The sequence below is a fragment of the Gemmatimonadales bacterium genome (genome assembly GCA_036265815.1).
Taxonomy (GTDB): Bacteria; Gemmatimonadota; Gemmatimonadetes; order Gemmatimonadales; family GWC2-71-9; genus CAVVWJ01.
This window is the reverse complement of record DATAOI010000027.1, coordinates 42,575-59,274: the sequence shown is the minus strand read 5'-3', so window position 1 is coordinate 59,274 and position 16,700 is coordinate 42,575. Positions and strand designations below refer to the sequence as shown.

Sequence of the window (16,700 nt, the reverse complement as noted above, 5' to 3'; positions counted from 1 at the left end):
CCATGGAGAGCACCTACTTCCGCCGGGGCTTCGGCCTCAAGTCCGAGATCGAGGTCCAGCTCACCGCGGACTACCACAGCGCCGTGGTGGAGGCCCTGCGCCGGCGGCAGTACCGGCTGGAAGTCGGCCCGCTGACCTTCCGGCTGGCGCGGGAGTTCGGCTTCTGCTACGGGGTGGACCGGGCGGTGGACTACGCCTACGAGGCCCGCCTCAAGTTTCCCGACCGGACGCTGTACCTGATCGGCGAGATCATCCACAATCCGCATGTCAACCAAAAGCTGCATGACATGGGGGTGAACTTCCTGGCCCGCGGCGAGGCCGGCGAGTTCGACTTCTCTTCCATCGGTGCGGAGGACGTGGTGATCCTGCCGGCCTTCGGCGTGACCATCGCCGACTTCGAGCGGCTCCGCCAGATCGGGTGCGTCCTGGTGGACACCACCTGCGGCTCGGTGCTCAATGTCTGGAAGCGGGTGGACAGCTACGCCCGGGACGGCTTCACCGCCATCATCCATGGCAAGCACTATCACGAGGAGACCAAGGCCACGGCCAGCCAGGTGATGCGGTATCCCGGGGGCCGGTATCTCGTGGTGCTCAACATGGAGGAAGCGCGGATCGTCTGCGAGTTCATCGAGCACGGGGGCGACGCCGACGCGCTGGCCGACCGCTTCGCGCGGAGCGTTTCCCCTGGCTTTGATTTCGCGCGCGACCTGATTCGGGTGGGGATCGCCAACCAGACGACGATGCTGTCGGGGGAATCGCTGGCGATCGCGGCGGAGATCCGCCAGAGCATCGAACGACGCTACGGCGCCGCCGCACTCGCCGAGCATTTCCGTTCGTTCGACACTATCTGCTCGGCGACGCAGGAGCGGCAGGACGCCGTGGTGGCGCTGCTGGAGGAGCCGCTCGATGTGATGCTGGTGGTCGGCGGGTACAACTCGAGCAATACCTGTCACCTCGCGGCGTTGGTGCAGTCGAAGGGGGTCCGCACCTTTCACATCGAGGACGCCGCCTGCGTCGACACCGCCAGCGGTACGATCCGGCACCAGCCGATCGGCACCAAGCGCGAGGAGCAGGCGGACGACTGGCTTTCCGGGGGACGGATCATCGGGGTGACCGCCGGAGCCTCGACGCCCAACAACAAGATCGGGGAGACGATCGCCCGGGTCTGCGAGCTCGCGGGGGTGGTGGAGCAGCTCCGCTCGGTGACCGCCTGACGGTCGCTCCGATGACCTTGCTCGATCTCAGCCACACCATCGAACATGGCATGGTGACCTACCCGGGGCTGCCCGGGCCGATCATCTGCGACTACCTGAGCCGGACAGACTCGCACGGCCGCTATGCGGAGGGCGTCGAGTTCCAGATCGGCAAGATCGAGATGGTGGCCAACACCGGTACCTACATCGACGCGCCGTTTCATCGCTATGCGGGGGGCAAGGACATCGCCGGCCTCCGGTTGGACTCCCTGGCCAATCTCGAGGCCGTGCTCATTCAGGGGCCGGCCGACGGATCCCGCGCGGTCGACTGGACCGCGTTCGATGGGCGGGAGATCCGGGGCAAGGCGGTGCTGGTGCGAACCGGCTGGGATGCCCGGTGGGGCACGCCGGGCTATCTGGCCAACAACCCGTTTCTCACCGCAGCGGCGGCGGAGTACCTGGTGGGCCAGGGTGCGGCGCTGGTGGGCATCGACTCGCTCAATATCGACGACATCGGTGACCAGGCGCGGCCGGTCCACTCCACCCTGCTGGGGGCCGAGATTCCCATCGTCGAGCATCTCTGCAAGCTGGGGGCGCTGCCGGACCGCGGCTTTCAGTTCTCGGCTGTGCCGCCCAAGGTCGCAGGGTTCGGGAGCTGGCCGGTGCGGGCGTTCGCGGTGGTCTGAGGACAGGGCGGCGCTGGAGTCAGCCTTCCGGCGCTCCTTCCTTGTCCACCGTCCCCTCCGTCCGTTCGAGCGGCAAATCGGCCCAGGACACCGGATCCTCGATCGGCTCGAGGTGGGTGTCCACGCTGCTGTTGGGCACCGCGGCGCGGACCTCTTCCTCGATCTCCTCCAGCAGATCGTGCCCTCGCTGCACGCTCCACTGACCCGGCACCAGGATGTGGAAGGCGATGAACCGCCGGGCTCCGGCCTGGCGGGTGCGGAGCGCGTGGTAGCGAACGCCTTCGGCCGAGCGGGCCTCGAGGATGGCGGTGATCTTGCCGCGAATGTCCTCCGGCAGACCGGTGTCGAGCAGCCCCATCATCGAGCGACGCAAGAGCGACACGCCCAGCCGCATCACGTTCACCGCGACCAGGATCGCCACCACCGCGTCGAGCCGGTGCCAGCCGGTGAGCGCCGCCGCGCCCACGCCCACCACCACGCCCATCGAGGTCCAGACGTCCGCGATCAGATGATGGGCGTCGGCCTCGAGCGTGATCGACTGATACCGCCGCCCCGCCCGGAACAGCACCCGCGCCACGCCAAAATTGATGATCGTGGCGAAAGTGGAGATTGCGAGTCCCAGGCCGGGCGTCTCGATCGGCCGCGGGGAGAGCAGACGCTCGTACGCGGCGACCACGATGCTGGCGGAGGCCAGCAGGATGAGGGCCCCCTCGAAGGCCGAGGAGAAATATTCCGCCTTGGTGTGGCCGTAGGCGTGATCCTCGTCGGCCGGCCGGGCCGCCACCGAGAGCGCGAAGAGCGCCACCACCGCAGCCACCAGGTTGACCAGCGACTCCAGCGCGTCGGACAGGAGACCCACTGAACCGGTGACAAGATACGCGCCGCCTTTGAGAGCGATGGTCAGCAGGGCCGCCACTACCGAGAGGGCGGCGTAGCGCACCAACCTGGGTTGCTGGATCACCTGGCCGGCTCCGGCAGCAGTCTCGCCACCTCGGCGATGGTGAGTGGCGCGCTCCCTTCGGCCCGGTTGTTCACCAGGAGGTAGGCCGGGATTCGGGTCCGGACCGCGGTCTCCACCAGCCGAGCCAGGTCGCGCCTGAGGGGCGGGTAGGGCTCCCGGATGCGATCGTAGGGCGCAAAGACATCCACCGCCTCGTCGTAGCTCCGACCGGGCCGGAGCAGCGCCCGGGCGATCAGGAAGGGGCCCGACACCGAGCCTGGAAGGTCGAGTTGATCGCCGATCGAGGGCATCCGGGTCCAGGAGTTGAAGACATGGGCAACGCCGTGCTCCCGCAGGACGGCGAAGTACATCGGAGTCAGAAACTCCTCGTTCCGGACCTCTACCGCAAACATGGCGTCCCGCGGTAGAGCATCGAAAAACTCGTCGAGCCGAGCGGCGAATGCCTCGGGGGTGAGCCCGCCGGGGCCGCGGCCGATAGCCTGGAACTCGAAGACGAAGGGGCCCATGTGATCGGCGAAGTGCTGCCGGTAGGGCTGGTGGACCGCCTCGAGAAATACCTCGGGATTCAGGAAATCGGGATTGAGCTGCCCTGCCCGGGCCTTGTCCTGCGCCTTGCTGAAGGTGTGGACGGTGACCTGGTTCCAGACCTTGCTCACACAGGGGAAGCCGGCCGGCAGATGCTCGTTGTAGGCCTCGAACGTCGCCTCCAACGGCGGCGCGTAGAAGCTGGAGTCGATTCCGACCGTGCGGAAGAGGGGGAAGGCGGCGTACTCGCTGAGCATGCGGGCGGAGGCGCCGCGCGTCTCGTACTCCCGGTGGTACACCAGATTTCGCCAGCCGGGGTAATTCCAGGAGGAGGCCCCGAACCGGACATCGGCCGGGATCCGGAACGCCAGCGCCCGAAGCTCGTCGGACAGGGAGCGGGCGGGGTCCGCCGCGGACATCGTCTCCTCATCGGTCAACGGGGGACGATCCTGAGCACGGTGCCGTTGCCGCTCAGCACGTAGAGCTCGCCCGCCTGGTCCTCACCGAAGCTCAGCACCGGCCCCCCGGGAGCCAGCGTGGGCCATTGCGCCTGATCGACCGCCTGACCATCCTCGATCCGGAAGCTCCGGACCCACCCGCCGCAGTAGTCGCCATAGAAATAATGTCCCTGCAGTGCGGGAATGGCAGCGCCCCGGTAGACATAGCCGCCGGTGATGGAGCAGCCTTGCCCGTGATCGTATTCCAGCACCGGCATGGCCAGCCCGGTGGTATCGCAGGGCGAGGTGACGTAGCAGTGACGGCCTTCCATCAGGTTCCATCCGTAGTTGACGCCTTTGCCGGCACCCGACGCCGCGGTGGCAAGGTCCACTTCCTCCCAGGCGTTCTCTCCCACGTCGGCGATGTAGAGGTCTCCGGTGGCGCGGTCGAAGCTGAACCGCCACGGGTTGCGGAGGCCGTAGCTCCAGACGCCGGGCTCCGCGCCGGCGCGGCCGACGAACGGGTTGTCGGCCGGCGCAACCGCGCTCGTGCCCGAGCTCAGGTCGAGGCGGAGGATGTCGGCGAGCCGGTCGGTGAGCTTCTGGCCGTTCCCTTGGGGGTCGCCGCCGCCCCCGCCGTCACCCAGGCCCAGGTACAGGTAGCCGTCGGGGCCGAAGAGGATCTGCCCACCGTTGTGGTTGCTGAACGGCTGCTGCGCCGTGAGCACGACCGTTTCGCTGGCCGGGTCGGCGCGGTCCGGGTCGGCGGAGACGTGGAACACTGACAGCCGGGTGTTTCCGTTACTATCGGTGTAGTGCACGACGAAGCGCCCGTTCGAGGCGTACCCGGGGTCGAAGGCCAGCGCGAACAGTCCCCGCTCGCCTCCGGTCGAGACCCGGTCGGCGATATCCAGGAAAGGATCGGGCAGCAGGGTCCCTCCCTTCACGATCCGGATGGTGCCGGCCTGTTCCACGATGAACAGTCGGTTGGTATCCCCTGGCGGCGCGGTCAGATAAAGTGGATTGTTGAGACCGGTGGCCACCGGCTCGAGGCCCACCGCCGCGGTCCCGTCAGGCGGGCCGACGGTTCCGTCTGAATCGGATCCGCAGGCACTCGCAGGAGCGAGCCCGAGGAGCGACAGGATCAGGATCAGGAGAGGACGCGAGCGGGCCATGACCGGTTCCTTTCGAGCGATTCTCTGGGTCGTCCCGGCGCTGGCCTGTACTCCGCTCGGGCTCTGGGTCTACAACGACCCGGAGGTATCGGTCTCGCGGGTGCGGCTGCCGGCCGAGTCGTCGGAGGAGATGCCGGTAGTGGTGGCGCTGGCGGTGCGCAATCCGAACGACTTCCCGATCGCCACGGCCCGGGTCGAGCTCCAGCTTCAGCTGGATGGTCTGACCGTCGGCTGGCTGACCAGCGACAGCACGGTTTCCTTCCCCCAGTTTGCGACCTCGATCCTGGCCGTGGCGCTGGATCGCTCCACCGGGGTCGGTCCGGCCCAGCTCCGGATCTTAGGGATCGGGACGCACGCCTTCGCCGTCCACGGGCGGACCACCTTCACGACCCCTTTCGGGAAGCGGAAGATCCGCTTTGCCCAGGAAGGTAAGATGACCTTCGGGCAGACAGCTTCACGAGCATCCGGTCCAGTCGATCCAAATCAGTGACGGTAAGGGTGACCGCGCCGAACTCCTCCTCGACCTTCCCCCGAAAGATGAACGGCCCCTGATCGAACAGCACGTGACCCCGCTCACGATACACCTGGGGGAAGAGCACGGTCTCGATCAGGCCATCCCCATCATCGAAGGTGGCGAACTCCATCGGCTCATCCTTGGCGGTGTGCACCGGCTTGGCGGTGGTGAGCATCCCCGCCGCCAGCACGTGCTCGCCCACGTGGCGGTGCAGCTCGGTGCTGGGGCAGATCCGGAAGCGCTTGAGCTCCTCGGCGTGGAGCCGCATCGGGTGGTCGTCGGTGATGAAGCCGAGTGAGGCGAACTCCTCCCGCCGCCGGCGCTCGGGGGCGTACTCCTTGAGCACGGGCACGGCCGGCGGCAGGTGATCGAACCAGTCGCCCGGGTGATCGTCCGGGCTCTGGACGCAGTCCGCAATGGAATCCACCAGCCAGAGCATCATTGGGCGGGTCCAGCCGCCGGCGATCGAGTCGAGCGCGCCCACCTTGATGAGGGCACGCAGGTCCGCGGGTGCGATGCCGGTGCGGGCGCGGAGGTCGACCAGGCTCTTGAACGGGCGACTTTCCCGTGCCGCCAGCAGCCGCTCCACCCCCTCCGCCGAGAGCCCCTTCACGAACTGCAGTCCGATCCTGAGCTCCCGACCCTCCCCGCTCGAGCGGAACTCGCTGGCGTTCACGTCCGGTGGCAGCACCGTGAGCCCCATCCGCATCCCCTCCGCCACGTAGACGAAGGGGTGATAGAACCCGCCGCCGTTCCCCAGCACCGCCGCCATGAACTCCGCGGGATAGTGCGCCCGCAGGTAACACGAGTGCTGCGCCACCTGGATGTAGGACGCGGAGTGCCCCTTGCAGAAGCTGTACCCCGCGAACGACATGATCATCTCCCACACCCGCTTGATGGTCTCGATGTCGCGGCCCAGCGCCAGGGCGCCGGTGAAGAACTCCTCCGCATAGGCGCCGAGATGCTTGCCCGGACGTTTCTTGGAGAGCGACTTGCGGAGCCCGTCGGCCGTGGCGAGCGGCATGCCAGCGAAGGCGGCGCAGACGTTGACCACGTCCTCCTGGTAGACCATCACGCCAAAGGTGTCGCCCAGGGTATCGCGCAGCACCGGGTGGAGCGGCTCATAGGGCGCGCCGTGCAGCCGCTCGAGATAGATCCGGATGAAGCGGTTGGAGGCGGGCCGGATGATGCTGGTATTGAGCACCAGCAGCTCGAACGTGTCGGCCCGGCTCTTGGCGCAGAGCATCCGCGAGGCGGGTGACTCGGTGTAGAAGACGCCCATGGTCCGGCCGGTGCGGAAGAGCGCCTTGGTGGGCTCGTCATCCGCGGGGTCGCTGGAGGTGTAGTCGATCTGCCGGCCGGTGTGCCGGTGCACCGCGTCGATGGCATCGCGGATGACGGCGAGCGAGCGGTTGCCCAGCAGGTCGATCTTGACCAGCCCCGCGTCCTCGGCGCCATCCTTCTCGAACTGGATGACGGGGACCCGTTCGCTTTGCTCAGGGCCGGCTGCCCCACCCACCGCGAGGGTCTTCACCGCCGGCTCGGTGGGGACGTAGTCGGTGAGTGCGCTGGGCACGATGACCACGCCGCCCGGATGCACCGAGAGATGGCGCGGCGTCCCTACCAGCGGCTCCGCCAGGCGGGCGAACTCCCGCCAGGCGGGCGGCAGGTCGAGCGCCCTGAAGTTGGGATGGGTCTCCAGCGTTTCCGCCAGCGAGACGTCCTCAAAAATTGGAATCCGACGGGTGACCTCGCGGATCTCGCCCGCCGGTCGGCCGTGCACCTTGGCCACCTCACGCAGCGCGCCGCGGAGACGGAAGCAGTTGTGGTTGGCCACCATCGCCGCCTGGGGATGGGGATAGCGGCGGAAGACGTAGGCCAGGACCTTGTCGCGCTCGTCCCAGGGGAAATCGAGGTCGATGTCGGGCGGGTCCTTCCGCTCGGGGTTGAGGAAGCGCTCGAAGAGGAGCCCGGCCCCCAGCGGCTCCACGTGAGTGATGCCGAGACAGTAGCTCACCATCGAGTTGGCGACGGAGCCACGGCCGCAGTGGGTGGGGCCGTTGGCGACGATGTCCCGCACCACCAAGAAATAGTCGGCGAACCCCTTCATCCCGATGATCCCGAGCTCGCGCTCCAGCCGGTCCCGCGTCACCGGGGCGATGGTGCCGTAGCGGCGCTCGGCGCCGGCGTAGGCAAGGGCGCGGAGCTGCTGGAGGGCGTCGCCCGCGTCGGCGAATCGCGGCGCCACCACGCGACCTATGGGGATCTGATACTCGCAGCGCTCGGCGATGGCGTCGGTGGCGCGCACGGCCTCGGGACAGTCGGGGAAGAGCCGCGCGAGATCGTCGGCTGGACGGAGCCACGCCTCGCGGGGCGCCAGGTCGGCGGACACACTGGCCTGGCCGGAGCCGGCGGTGAGGGCGGAGAGCGTGGTGTTGAGGGCGATGGCCCGGAGCAGCCGGTGCCGTCCCCAATCCTCCGGATGTGCCGCGACGACCCCGTTGGTCACCACCGCCGGCACCCCCAGCCGCCGCGCTGCGGCCAGTACCACGTGGCGCTCTTTGCCGGGGCGGAGCTCGGCGTAGAGGTCGCGCGGCCCGCTCAGCCGGACGACCCGCTCCAGGAAAGCGGTGTCCTGGGATATGAGAATGAGCCCCTCGCGGTCGGTGGCGAGCTGGGCGGAGAGACAGAAGGCGGGGAGCGAGGCCCGCCAGTGAATGGCGGTGGCAGCCCGGCAGAGCGCGGCCCAGCCGCGCTGGCTGGTGGCGAGGGCGACCGTCTCCTGCCCGTCCGCGACCAGATGCGCGCCGAGGATCGGTCGAATGCCGGCGGCCAGACAGGCGCGCTGGAACTCGACCGCGCCGTAGACCCCGTTGGTGTCGGTGCAGGCGAGCGCCTGGAACCCGCGCTCCGCGGCCGCCGTGGCGAGCGTCTCCGGGCTCGACACGCCGATGCCGAAAGAGAAGTGGGTGTGGAGGTGGAGGTGGACCACGTGGCTCGGCGGCGGAGGTTCGGCCTTTGTTCGGATACCGAATCTCAATCTACGGCCGGGGAGGGGGGCGTCAAGCGCGTGCAGAATGCGGAGAGACGAGCGCCTGGGGCAGGGGCTCAGCGCGTGGGGCGTCGCTGGGAGGCCGCTCCAGGATGGGCCGCAACTCGCGTTGGAGACGCGACTTACCGGGACGTTTCAGATCGCCATCCCTCGCCTCGCACGGACGACCACGGACCTTGCGGTATCAATACCCATGATCGATCAGATTCACGCGCAGCTCGATGCGATCCGGCTCGGCGTCCGCCGACACGGCCTTGACCGCCGCGAGCGCGGCGCGCTCGCCCGGCTGGGCCGAGTAACGCTGGGCGACGGCGGCTCCCGGGAGGGCCGGCTGGCAACCCTGGCTGCGGAGGCAGCTAACGCGCGGAGCCGGCTGGGCGCCCTGGAGGAAGAGCGGCGGACGGCGCGCGCGTCCACGCGCGCCGACGTAGGCGCGGGGCCACGCTGGCTGGCGCCGGTGGCGCTGGTCCGCGGCGCTTCGGCGCAGGCGGCGCTCCGGCGGCGGCGCGCGGGGGTGGAGCAGGCCCTGAACGAGCTCCACCTTACCGCCGGCCGGCTGGCCATGACTCACGCGAGCAATCCGGCCGCGCGGGAGGTGCAGGCCATTCGGGCGGAGATGGCGGCGCTCCAGGCCCGGCCGCTCCCGCCGTGGTTGGAGCGGGCGCGAGCGGAAACAAGGCAGCTGGGACGCGCCGTATGGCTCCAACTTCGCGCGCAGCTCACGCCGAAGGCGCCGGCGCTGGCGGGAATGGCGATGGGGTGGTGGATCACGAGCCGGTACACCGACTCGCACGCGCGCTCGATCCTGCGCTCGATCGGCATCGGCCACGGGGGGACGCACGTGGTGAGCGGATCGAGCTACAAGGCCATGCAGTTCGGGCTGCCGCTGCTGGCGGCGGCGGTGTGCGCATACCTGGGAGAACGGATCGCAGCCGCGGTGCGGGAGCGGCGGGCGGAGGGCTGAGCTTCGATGCAAGTGGAGCGGGCGGCCGCCGGAGGGTGGCCGCCCACTCCTTCTTATTTCATCCCGCCGAGGCGCTGGACATCGCCGGATCGGCGCCGATGGTCCAGTAGACCTGTTGACCGGGAGCCACGATCAGCAATGGCGTGCTGATCGAGCCGCGCGCGCCGATCGCCTGGGCGCGGAGCCTGACCCGCAGATCGGTCGGTGCGACGCCCGATGGGATCGTCAGAGTGGTCTTGGTCAGACCCGCCACGTTGCCCACCAACCATTTCGCGCCACCGTTGATCAGGTAGACGTCCATGTCGCTGAAGTTCTGGTTGTCGACCTCGACCGGGATAGCGCGGGAGGTCCGGGCGCTGTCCGCGGTGCCGGCCGCGAGAGGCGAGGGGCTCGCGCTGGGGCCAGGTGACCGGGCGCAGCCCGCGGCGAGGAGCAGGGAAGCGGTGAGGAAAGCTCGGGAGGTACGCATTGACTTCGGTCCTTGTTTGCGAAGACGTTGTGGCTCACTCCAGATATACAGGTGGCGCCGGGACCGCATTGGGGCCGGGCTCGAGGACCGCCGCTGCGTCCGTTCATTCCGAGGTGACAGCTTGCTCGCATCGTCGGCCCCGACCGAGGGTCGACCGAGGGGGCAGGCAGATGCATCTTTGAGGCGACGGGACACCCACTTCTGCCACCTGACCATGAACATTGAAGCACGCTCCATCCTTGGCGCAATCGCCGTGGGCATCGGCGCAACTCTGGTCATGGACCTTTGGAACCTGTTCCTGAGGCGTGCGTTCAGCATTCCATCGCTCAACTACTGCCTGCTCGGACGCTGGCTTCGCCACATGCCTACAGGCGTTTTCAGGCACGCGAGTATCGCCGCCGCGCCACCGAGATCTTTTGAGTGTGCAGTCGGTTTGATCGCCCACTACACTATTGGCGTCGTATTCGCGCTTGTGCTCGTGGTCGGTACATCGGGGTGACTGGCTTGCGCGACCAACGCTGTGGCCGGCGCTGCTCTACGGAATTGGCACCGTCGTGTTCCCGTTCTTCATCATGCAGCCGTCGTTCGGCCTCGGCATTGCTGCATCACGCACGCCCCATCCAAGGCAGGCCAGGCTGAAGAGCCTCATGACTCATACCGTCTTCGGGGTCGGACTGTATGTCTGTGCACTTGGCGTGAGCTACCTGCTGCAGACACAGGACACCTGATCCGCATTCTGGCAGCGGCAGATGCGGGTGCTGTCCGATGCCGCCGTCGAGCTCTGAGAGCTCCCTATGTCTCAACGTGCAATCACCCTTGCCGCGAACGGGTACGCGAGGACGTGGATGGACCGTGAGAAGGGTCTGGTCCTTGACCTCCGTGCTGTTGATCGCGCCACCAGGCTCAGCGGCCTTCAGCGCTGTGCCGGCTTCTTCAGGATCGCGCGGAATTTTCCGACGAGATTCGACGTAGAGAGAGGGCTCCCTCGCCTCGACCCGGTTCTTGCCATTCTCGACACGGTACGCGCGCCTCTACGAGCGGGTCGTCTCCTGGAGATCGTCGACCTTACCAGCCGACGTCTGGCGAGCCTCTACGGCAAGAAGGGCCTGCTCTCCGCGGCTACGAAGCTATTGTGGGTGATGCACCAGGACCCGGTCATCATATATGACAGCCAGGTCCGCGCGTCACTTCGTGTTCCGCCGGGTGACTATCCCGCCTACGTGAGCCGGTGGCACGCTTTGTACTCCCAGCACGCTTCCGGAATCCGACGGGCTACCTCGCGCGTTCGCATACCCGGTGCGCCGCTCGAGAAAGAATGGTTCCGCAGGCGCGTGTTCGACCTCTACCTCTGGGCTGAAGGTGCGCCTTCATGATGTGGCCACCGTGAAATGGAACGAATCGTCTTGTACGCTGGCGGCGCTACACGTATCGGAAGCTTGCGGTGGCCGACCCCAGGGAAATCACCGAGGTGATTACTGGGCAAGCCCGGGAGCGGAAGGTGAGGTCCAGTCATGGATATTGAGTCGAGGACCGTAGTAACGGACCTCTTCGAGCATCGAGAGGTCAAGCCACACTTCATCAATCCCTGCTGTTTTGGCGAAGACTTCGCAGGATGGCTCAGGCGGGAAGTCGCGGACCTCGCCGTGGCCGGATTCGAGCTGTCCGAGCCGATCCAGGAAGATTATGGTTGGGGCTTCTGGGCCACTCGCGGCAGGGACCCGTTCTGGGTCACGCTCTCGTTCTGCGGCGATGGGCCATGCGAAGACCCGGCGGAGTGGGTCGTGTCCGTGGCCTACGATCCGGGGCTGAACCTGCTCAAACGCCTGTTCCACAAGCCCGACCCGGAGGCCATTGCCGTGGTGCGCCGCCGGATCTGGCAGGTGCTGGACTCTACCCCGGGCCTCCGGGTACTCAACGACGAAGGCAGCGCGTCATAGGAGAGCTGCGATGTCTCATATGAGGGAGACGCCCGCGCCCAGTACACGTGCCGAGCTGGCCACGTTTCTCGGCCTCACGTTCGCCTCGAGCGCCGTGTTCTGGTGGCTGATCATCGCCGCGGGAACTCTTGGCGCGCAGGGCGGGTCGTACGTGCTGGCGCTGATGTGGTGTCCCGGAGTGAGCGCGCTCCTCACCCGTCTCATCTTCCAGCGTAACCTGCGGGGTGAGGGCTGGCGATTGGGCGCGGCGCGCTGGGCAGTCCTCGCCTACCTGCTCCCGATCGGCTATGCGGCCGCGGCGTACGGGATGGTGTGGGTGGCCGGGCTTGGGGGCCTGGATCTCACTCGGTTCCGGAGCGGCGTGCTCGTGTTCGTCGTCCTCGGGTCGTTCCAGAGCCTGCTCTCAGCAACGGGCGAGGAGCTGGGGTGGCGCGGCTTTCTGGTGCCCACGCTCTTCCGGACCGTGTCGCTCGGGCGCACGGCGCTGGTGAGCGGCGCGATCTGGACCGCCTGGCACGTGCCACTCATCGCCTTCGCGGACTACAACTCGGGCACCCCAACCTGGTACGCCGTGCTCTGCTTCGCGGTCATGGTCATCTCGCTGGCGCTCCCGCTCGCGTGGCTGCGACTGCGCTCGGGGAGCGTCTGGCCGGCGGCGATCCTGCACGCGAGCCATAACCTGTATGTGCAGGGATTCTTCGACCGTGTGACGGTCGACACCGGCCCGACCCGCTGGCTGACGAGTGAGTTCGGCGCCGCGCTGGCTCTCACCGTTGGGGTGACCTCGTGGCTGTTCTGGCGTCGGCGCGACGCGGTCCGGTCTACCGGCGAGCCGCTCCCCGAGCACCTTCCGGCGACGCGTTCCAATCAACCGATCGCGTCCACGCGCGGCGACGTCCACAGCAGAGCGCCGTGAGCTCGTAGGCTGCGCGAACGTCGAGCTTCGAAACCATCGAACCCGGAGCGCCGATGTACGGTTTGATCGGGAAGATCACCGCCGTAGCGGGCCAGCGCGACCCCCTCGCCGGCATTCTGATGGAAGGCACGGCGGCGATGCCGGGCTGCCTGAGCTACATCCTCGCGGCCGACCCGGCCGACGCCGATGCGCTCTGGGTCACCGAAGTCTGGGACAGCCCCGAGAGTCATCGCGCGTCCTTGGGGCTGCCGGCGGTGAAGGCGGCCATCGCCCGGGGACGGCCATTGATCGCAGGATTCGACTCCCGGGTGGAAACCATCCCGCTTGGCGGCGTGGGCCTGCCGCCAGCAGCGTCTGGTTGAGCTGTATATTCCTGCCTCCGACTCACCCAGTCTCGCGGGAGCACCCGTCGTGCAGACTTCGCCATCCCCCGCCGAGCCGGACCCACCGCTCGGCCTGGCCGGCGCACCCTCCGGCTCGCCCGAGTTTCTGGCCCAGCTCCGATCTGCCGTGGCCGTCCTCGAGCGCATCGTCGCCGACCGCACGCTCCTCGCCGCTGTCCCCGGAGACGACCGACGGCGGCTTCTCCAGGCCGCCGGTCACGTCTACTCCCCCGACCCCACAAGCCGGCGGCAGCTGGTGCGCGCCAGCGCCCGGCGCCGGAAGGCGGAGCGGGTCGAGCGCGAGGAGTCGGCCCGCCGCCGCACCGGCATCCGCACGTTGCGCCGGCATCCGGTCTTCACCACCCCCAACGTTTTCCCCCCGGTCCCGCCCGACGCCTTTGCCGCCGAGGACGTCCACGATGCCGATGCGCCTCGGGAGCGGCTCGACCGGCAGCACTGCTACGTCTGCAAGGGCTCGTTCACCGAGCTCCATCACTTCTACGACCAGCTCTGCCCGCCGTGCGCCGAATTCAACTTCGCCAAGCGCACCGAGCTCGCCGATCTCCGCGGCACGGTGGCGCTGCTGACCGGCGGCCGGGTCAAGATCGGCTACCAGGCAGGGCTCAAGCTCCTCCGGTCCGGGGCGCGGGTGATCGTCACCACCCGCTTCCCCCGCGATTCCGCCGCCCGCTATGCCCGCGAGCCGGACTTCACCGACTGGAGCGATCGGCTCGAGGTGTTCGGCCTCGACCTGCGGCACACGCCAAGCGTGGAGGCGTTCTGTCGGGAGATGGCGGAAACCCGGGAGCGCCTCGACTTCATCGTGAACAACGCCTGCCAGACCGTCCGCCGACCGCCAGCCTTCTACGTGCACATGATGGCGGCCGAGCGCGCCGCGGCCGCGACGCTGCCGCTACCCGCCCGCTCGCTGCTCGGCCACTACGAGCACTGGCGCGGCGCACATCCGGCGCCGGAAGGACTCACCAGCGTCGGGCCCGCGGTGTTCGACCGGCGGCTGCCGAGTCTCGCCGGCATCGCGAATGCCGCCGAGCTTTCGCAGGCGGCGCTGCTGCCTGACGAGCGCGAGCCGGCGCCGCACCTCTTTCCGCCCGGACGACTCGATCAGGACCGCCAGCAGGTGGATCTTCGTGAGCAGAACTCCTGGCGCATGCTGATGGCGGACGTGCCGTCGGTCGAGCTGCTCGAAGTGCAGCTGGTGAATGCCGTGGCGCCGTTCATCCTCAACGCCCGCCTCAAGCCCCTCATGCTGCGCCACCCTGGGCGGGCGAAGCACATCGTGAACGTGTCGGCGATGGAGGGGCAGTTCTACCGCAACTTCAAGACGACCCGCCACCCCCATACCAACATGGCGAAGGCGGCGCTCAACATGATGACCCGCACCGCCGCGGCCGACTACCAGCAGGACGGCATCCACATGAACGCGGTGGACACGGGATGGGTGACCGACGAGGACCCGGCGGAGATCGCGGCGCGGAAGGTGGCGGAGCACCGCTTCCATCCGCCACTGGACATCGTGGACGGGGCGGCGCGGATCGTGGATCCGATCATCGATGGGATGAACACCGGCGTCCACGTCTGGGGCAAGTTCCTCAAGGACTATCGACCGACCGACTGGTGACGGGGGTGGCGTGCCATGTTCCTTCTACGAGCTGAGTCCATGACACCAGCGGCCAAGGTGGGCGTCGTCGCGCTTGGCTACGTCGCTGCCGTGGCGATCGCCTGGCTGGTCATGGATCTCTATGTCGCCGCTACCAGTGGCTCGGACCGGCGAACCTACCAGGGAATGTTCGCCTTTGGCGACAGTCTCCTGTTTCTGGCGGTCTTCGGACTGGCAGCTCTGCCCGCGACGGCCGTCGCCCTCTTCTTCCTCAGACGACAGCGCGGATTCTGGGTGACGCTTTCGGTGGCGTCTCTCGCCATCGGGTGCACCAGTCTCGCGGCTGTCGTCGTCTACCTCGGATCGATGGGTGCCGATTCGGGTGACCTCCTCCGCTCCTGGTCGGCTTTCGCCGTGCTCAGGATTTTCCTCGCGCCGTTGTTCACAGTGTTGTTTCTCCTCTCCGCCCTGTTCGCCCCAAGCCGCTGGGCTCGAATGTCTCTGCTCGCCGCTACCACGATCGAAGCAGCTTCGTTCGCCTGCATCGTCCTTACGTGGATTCAGACATCCCATCGTTAGTGGTCGGACGGGCTCGCTAGTCGCGCATGTAATGGCAGCTATATCCGCCGGGGTGTCTGCGCAGGTAATCCTGGTGGTAGCTCTCGGCGCTGTACCAGGTGGACGCGGGCTCGATGCTCGTCGTGATCGGCCGCTTCCATTTGCCGGAGGCCTCGATCCGCGCTTTGACCTCCTCCGCGATACGCCTCTGCTCGGGGTTCTGTGGGAAGATCGCCGAGCGGTACTGCGTTCCGACGTCGTTGCCCTGGCGGTTGAGCGTGGTCGGGTCGTGCAGCTTGAAGAACCACTGCTCCAGCAGCTCTTCGTAGCTGAGTACCGACGGATCGAAGGTCACCCGGATCGCCTCGGCGTGACCCGACTTGCTGTCGTGGGTGTCCTCGTAGGTCGGATTCTCCAGCCAGCCGCCGGTATAGCCTACGTCGGTGTCGATCACGCCGGGTACGGCTCGGAGGATCTCTTCAACGCCCCAGAAGCAGCCGCCGGCGAGCACGGCCACCTCGGTCTGCCGCCCGGCGGCCACGGCCGAGCGAGCTCCACTGTCCTTCGCGGTCATATCGGTTCTCCCCCATCAGGACCTGGCGATCGCCTGGCCTCCAGCCCACCAGGTCGTGATCAGCGCGCGTATTCGTCCACCTCGCCCTCCAGGGCAGGTGCCCGAAATCTACGATGTCGACCCTGTTCCTGGGCAACGGGGGGTCTATTGGATAGACCACTATCTGAGGTAGGATGGACGTGCCGGGCCGAGTGGTGCACCCGCGAGGCTGAGCTCCGAGCGCTCGGGGACTACACGTCCCTCTCACTCCTTTCCCTTACTGGTTTCCAATGGACATCCAGCTTCTCCTCGTCCCCTACGACTCCGCCCGCCGGGGGTGGCGTACCGGAGCCGGCCCCGAGCATCTCCTGCAGGCGGGACTCGCCACACATCTCACCCAGCGAGGCCATCGCGTGGCCGAGGTGCAGGTCATCGAGGATGATCCCGCCCAATCGCCGGCCGAACTCGGCCGCGGCGGCCACCGCCGGGTCGGTGAGCACGCGAGCGAGCGAGGCGACCGCGTGCCCGCAGGAGCGGCACCGGGCGACATGCCGAAGCGCTTCGATCCGCTGCTCCGGATCGACGGTTCCCTCGACCAGCTCCGCGAGGAGATCGTCGCCCAGGCACTCGGGAGTGGACGGAGCTTCCCGGATGGTGATCGTGCGAGCTCGGAGCAGTGCGAGCAGATCGAGGTGTCTCATCTCAGGACCCACAGTGGACACGAAACACGGCTTCCCAGCGTGGCACGCTGGGTGATCG

The 16,700-nt window shown here is 67.8% G+C and carries 16 protein-coding genes; 9 read left to right on the top strand and 7 right to left on the bottom strand.

Features of this window, described 5'->3' with window-relative positions; genetic code table 11:
• Positions 1-2: 2 nt before the first annotated feature.
• A complete protein-coding gene (locus VHR41_05125; GenBank protein HEX3233554.1) occupies positions 3-1,214 on the top strand; it encodes a 4-hydroxy-3-methylbut-2-enyl diphosphate reductase in 1,212 nt (403 codons plus the stop codon).
• An 11-nt stretch (positions 1,215-1,225) separates the two neighbouring features.
• A complete protein-coding gene (locus VHR41_05120; protein ID HEX3233553.1) occupies positions 1,226-1,879 on the top strand; it encodes a cyclase family protein in 654 nt (217 codons plus the stop codon).
• A gap of 19 nt (positions 1,880-1,898) precedes the next feature.
• Here the strand turns inward: VHR41_05120 and VHR41_05115 are convergent, their stop codons facing one another.
• Genes VHR41_05115 through VHR41_05105 form a run of 3 tightly spaced genes read right to left on the bottom strand, consistent with a single transcriptional unit; the run spans position 1,899 to position 4,977 of the window.
• The gene (locus VHR41_05115) at positions 1,899-2,840 is read right to left on the bottom strand and encodes a cation diffusion facilitator family transporter (protein ID HEX3233552.1); all 942 of its coding nucleotides are present in this window, start codon (positions 2,838-2,840) and stop codon (positions 1,899-1,901) included.
• Entirely contained in the window at positions 2,837-3,784 is a 948-nt protein-coding gene (locus VHR41_05110; protein HEX3233551.1) for a DUF72 domain-containing protein, read from the bottom strand. Before VHR41_05110 ends, VHR41_05115 begins: the two co-directional genes overlap by 4 nt.
• A gap of 14 nt (positions 3,785-3,798) precedes the next feature.
• Positions 3,799-4,977 carry a PQQ-dependent sugar dehydrogenase gene (locus VHR41_05105; protein ID HEX3233550.1) on the bottom strand — a complete coding sequence of 393 codons (1,179 nt, stop codon included), beginning with the start codon at positions 4,975-4,977 and terminating at the stop codon, positions 3,799-3,801.
• Here VHR41_05105 and VHR41_05100 point away from each other — a divergent pair.
• Positions 4,976-5,467 (top strand): LEA type 2 family protein, encoded by a 492-nt coding sequence (locus VHR41_05100; GenBank protein ID HEX3233549.1) that lies wholly within the window; start codon positions 4,976-4,978, stop codon positions 5,465-5,467. The two genes, VHR41_05105 and VHR41_05100, sit on opposite strands and share 2 nt — an antisense overlap.
• On the opposite strand, the gene VHR41_05095 is transcribed toward VHR41_05100, so the two are convergent.
• A complete protein-coding gene (locus VHR41_05095) occupies positions 5,361-8,483 on the bottom strand; it encodes a DNA polymerase III subunit alpha (protein ID HEX3233548.1) in 3,123 nt (1,040 codons plus the stop codon). The two genes, VHR41_05100 and VHR41_05095, sit on opposite strands and share 107 nt — an antisense overlap.
• A gap of 253 nt (positions 8,484-8,736) precedes the next feature.
• Between VHR41_05095 and VHR41_05090 the strand changes: the two genes are divergently transcribed.
• Positions 8,737-9,507 carry a hypothetical protein gene (locus tag VHR41_05090; protein ID HEX3233547.1) on the top strand — a complete coding sequence of 257 codons (771 nt, stop codon included), beginning with the start codon at positions 8,737-8,739 and terminating at the stop codon, positions 9,505-9,507.
• A 58-nt stretch (positions 9,508-9,565) separates the two neighbouring features.
• Here VHR41_05090 and VHR41_05085 read toward each other — a convergent pair whose 3' ends face one another.
• On the bottom strand, positions 9,566-9,976 hold the full coding sequence (locus VHR41_05085) for a hypothetical protein (protein HEX3233546.1): 411 nt from the start codon (positions 9,974-9,976) through the stop codon (positions 9,566-9,568).
• A 1,511-nt stretch (positions 9,977-11,487) separates the two neighbouring features.
• Here VHR41_05085 and VHR41_05080 point away from each other — a divergent pair.
• Genes VHR41_05080 through VHR41_05060 form a run of 5 tightly spaced genes read left to right on the top strand, consistent with a single transcriptional unit; the run spans position 11,488 to position 15,409 of the window.
• Positions 11,488-11,913, top strand: coding sequence for a hypothetical protein (locus VHR41_05080; protein ID HEX3233545.1), 426 nt, complete (start codon positions 11,488-11,490; stop codon positions 11,911-11,913).
• Positions 11,914-11,923: 10 nt separating this feature from the next.
• A complete protein-coding gene (locus VHR41_05075) occupies positions 11,924-12,829 on the top strand; it encodes a type II CAAX endopeptidase family protein (GenBank protein HEX3233544.1) in 906 nt (301 codons plus the stop codon).
• A gap of 53 nt (positions 12,830-12,882) precedes the next feature.
• Positions 12,883-13,191, top strand: a complete 309-nt coding sequence (locus VHR41_05070) for an antibiotic biosynthesis monooxygenase (protein ID HEX3233543.1) — start codon at positions 12,883-12,885, stop codon at positions 13,189-13,191.
• A gap of 49 nt (positions 13,192-13,240) precedes the next feature.
• The gene (locus tag VHR41_05065) at positions 13,241-14,851 is read left to right on the top strand and encodes an SDR family oxidoreductase (GenBank protein HEX3233542.1); all 1,611 of its coding nucleotides are present in this window, start codon (positions 13,241-13,243) and stop codon (positions 14,849-14,851) included.
• 39 nt (positions 14,852-14,890) lie between these two features.
• Positions 14,891-15,409, top strand: coding sequence for a hypothetical protein (locus VHR41_05060; protein HEX3233541.1), 519 nt, complete (start codon positions 14,891-14,893; stop codon positions 15,407-15,409).
• Between the two features lie 16 nt (positions 15,410-15,425).
• Here the strand turns inward: VHR41_05060 and msrA are convergent, their stop codons facing one another.
• Both msrA and VHR41_05050 read right to left on the bottom strand, forming a co-directional pair.
• A complete protein-coding gene (gene msrA, locus VHR41_05055) occupies positions 15,426-15,962 on the bottom strand; it encodes a peptide-methionine (S)-S-oxide reductase MsrA (GenBank protein HEX3233540.1) in 537 nt (178 codons plus the stop codon).
• 230 nt (positions 15,963-16,192) lie between these two features.
• Positions 16,193-16,642, bottom strand: a complete 450-nt coding sequence (locus VHR41_05050; protein HEX3233539.1) for a hypothetical protein — start codon at positions 16,640-16,642, stop codon at positions 16,193-16,195.
• Positions 16,643-16,700 lie beyond the last annotated feature (58 nt).

What these genes read in the sequence shown, in the direction of transcription:
- VHR41_05080 (HEX3233545.1), top strand. Translation starts at nt 11,488, where the DNA reads ATGGATATTGAGTCGAGGACCGTAGTAACGGACCTCTTCGAGCATCGA.
- VHR41_05105 (HEX3233550.1), bottom strand. Translation starts at nt 4,977, where the DNA reads ATGGCCCGCTCGCGTCCTCTCCTGATCCTGATCCTGTCGCTCCTCGGG.
- VHR41_05100 (HEX3233549.1), top strand. Translation starts at nt 4,976, where the DNA reads ATGACCGGTTCCTTTCGAGCGATTCTCTGGGTCGTCCCGGCGCTGGCC.
- VHR41_05120 (HEX3233553.1), top strand. Translation starts at nt 1,226, where the DNA reads ATGACCTTGCTCGATCTCAGCCACACCATCGAACATGGCATGGTGACC.
- VHR41_05070 (HEX3233543.1), top strand. Translation starts at nt 12,883, where the DNA reads ATGTACGGTTTGATCGGGAAGATCACCGCCGTAGCGGGCCAGCGCGAC.
- VHR41_05060 (HEX3233541.1), top strand. Translation starts at nt 14,891, where the DNA reads ATGACACCAGCGGCCAAGGTGGGCGTCGTCGCGCTTGGCTACGTCGCT.
- VHR41_05110 (HEX3233551.1), bottom strand. Translation starts at nt 3,784, where the DNA reads ATGTCCGCGGCGGACCCCGCCCGCTCCCTGTCCGACGAGCTTCGGGCG.
- VHR41_05050 (HEX3233539.1), bottom strand. Translation starts at nt 16,642, where the DNA reads ATGAGACACCTCGATCTGCTCGCACTGCTCCGAGCTCGCACGATCACC.
- VHR41_05090 (HEX3233547.1), top strand. Translation starts at nt 8,737, where the DNA reads ATGATCGATCAGATTCACGCGCAGCTCGATGCGATCCGGCTCGGCGTC.
- msrA (HEX3233540.1), bottom strand. Translation starts at nt 15,962, where the DNA reads ATGACCGCGAAGGACAGTGGAGCTCGCTCGGCCGTGGCCGCCGGGCGG.
- VHR41_05085 (HEX3233546.1), bottom strand. Translation starts at nt 9,976, where the DNA reads ATGCGTACCTCCCGAGCTTTCCTCACCGCTTCCCTGCTCCTCGCCGCG.
- VHR41_05125 (HEX3233554.1), top strand. Translation starts at nt 3, where the DNA reads ATGGAGAGCACCTACTTCCGCCGGGGCTTCGGCCTCAAGTCCGAGATC.
- VHR41_05075 (HEX3233544.1), top strand. Translation starts at nt 11,924, where the DNA reads ATGTCTCATATGAGGGAGACGCCCGCGCCCAGTACACGTGCCGAGCTG.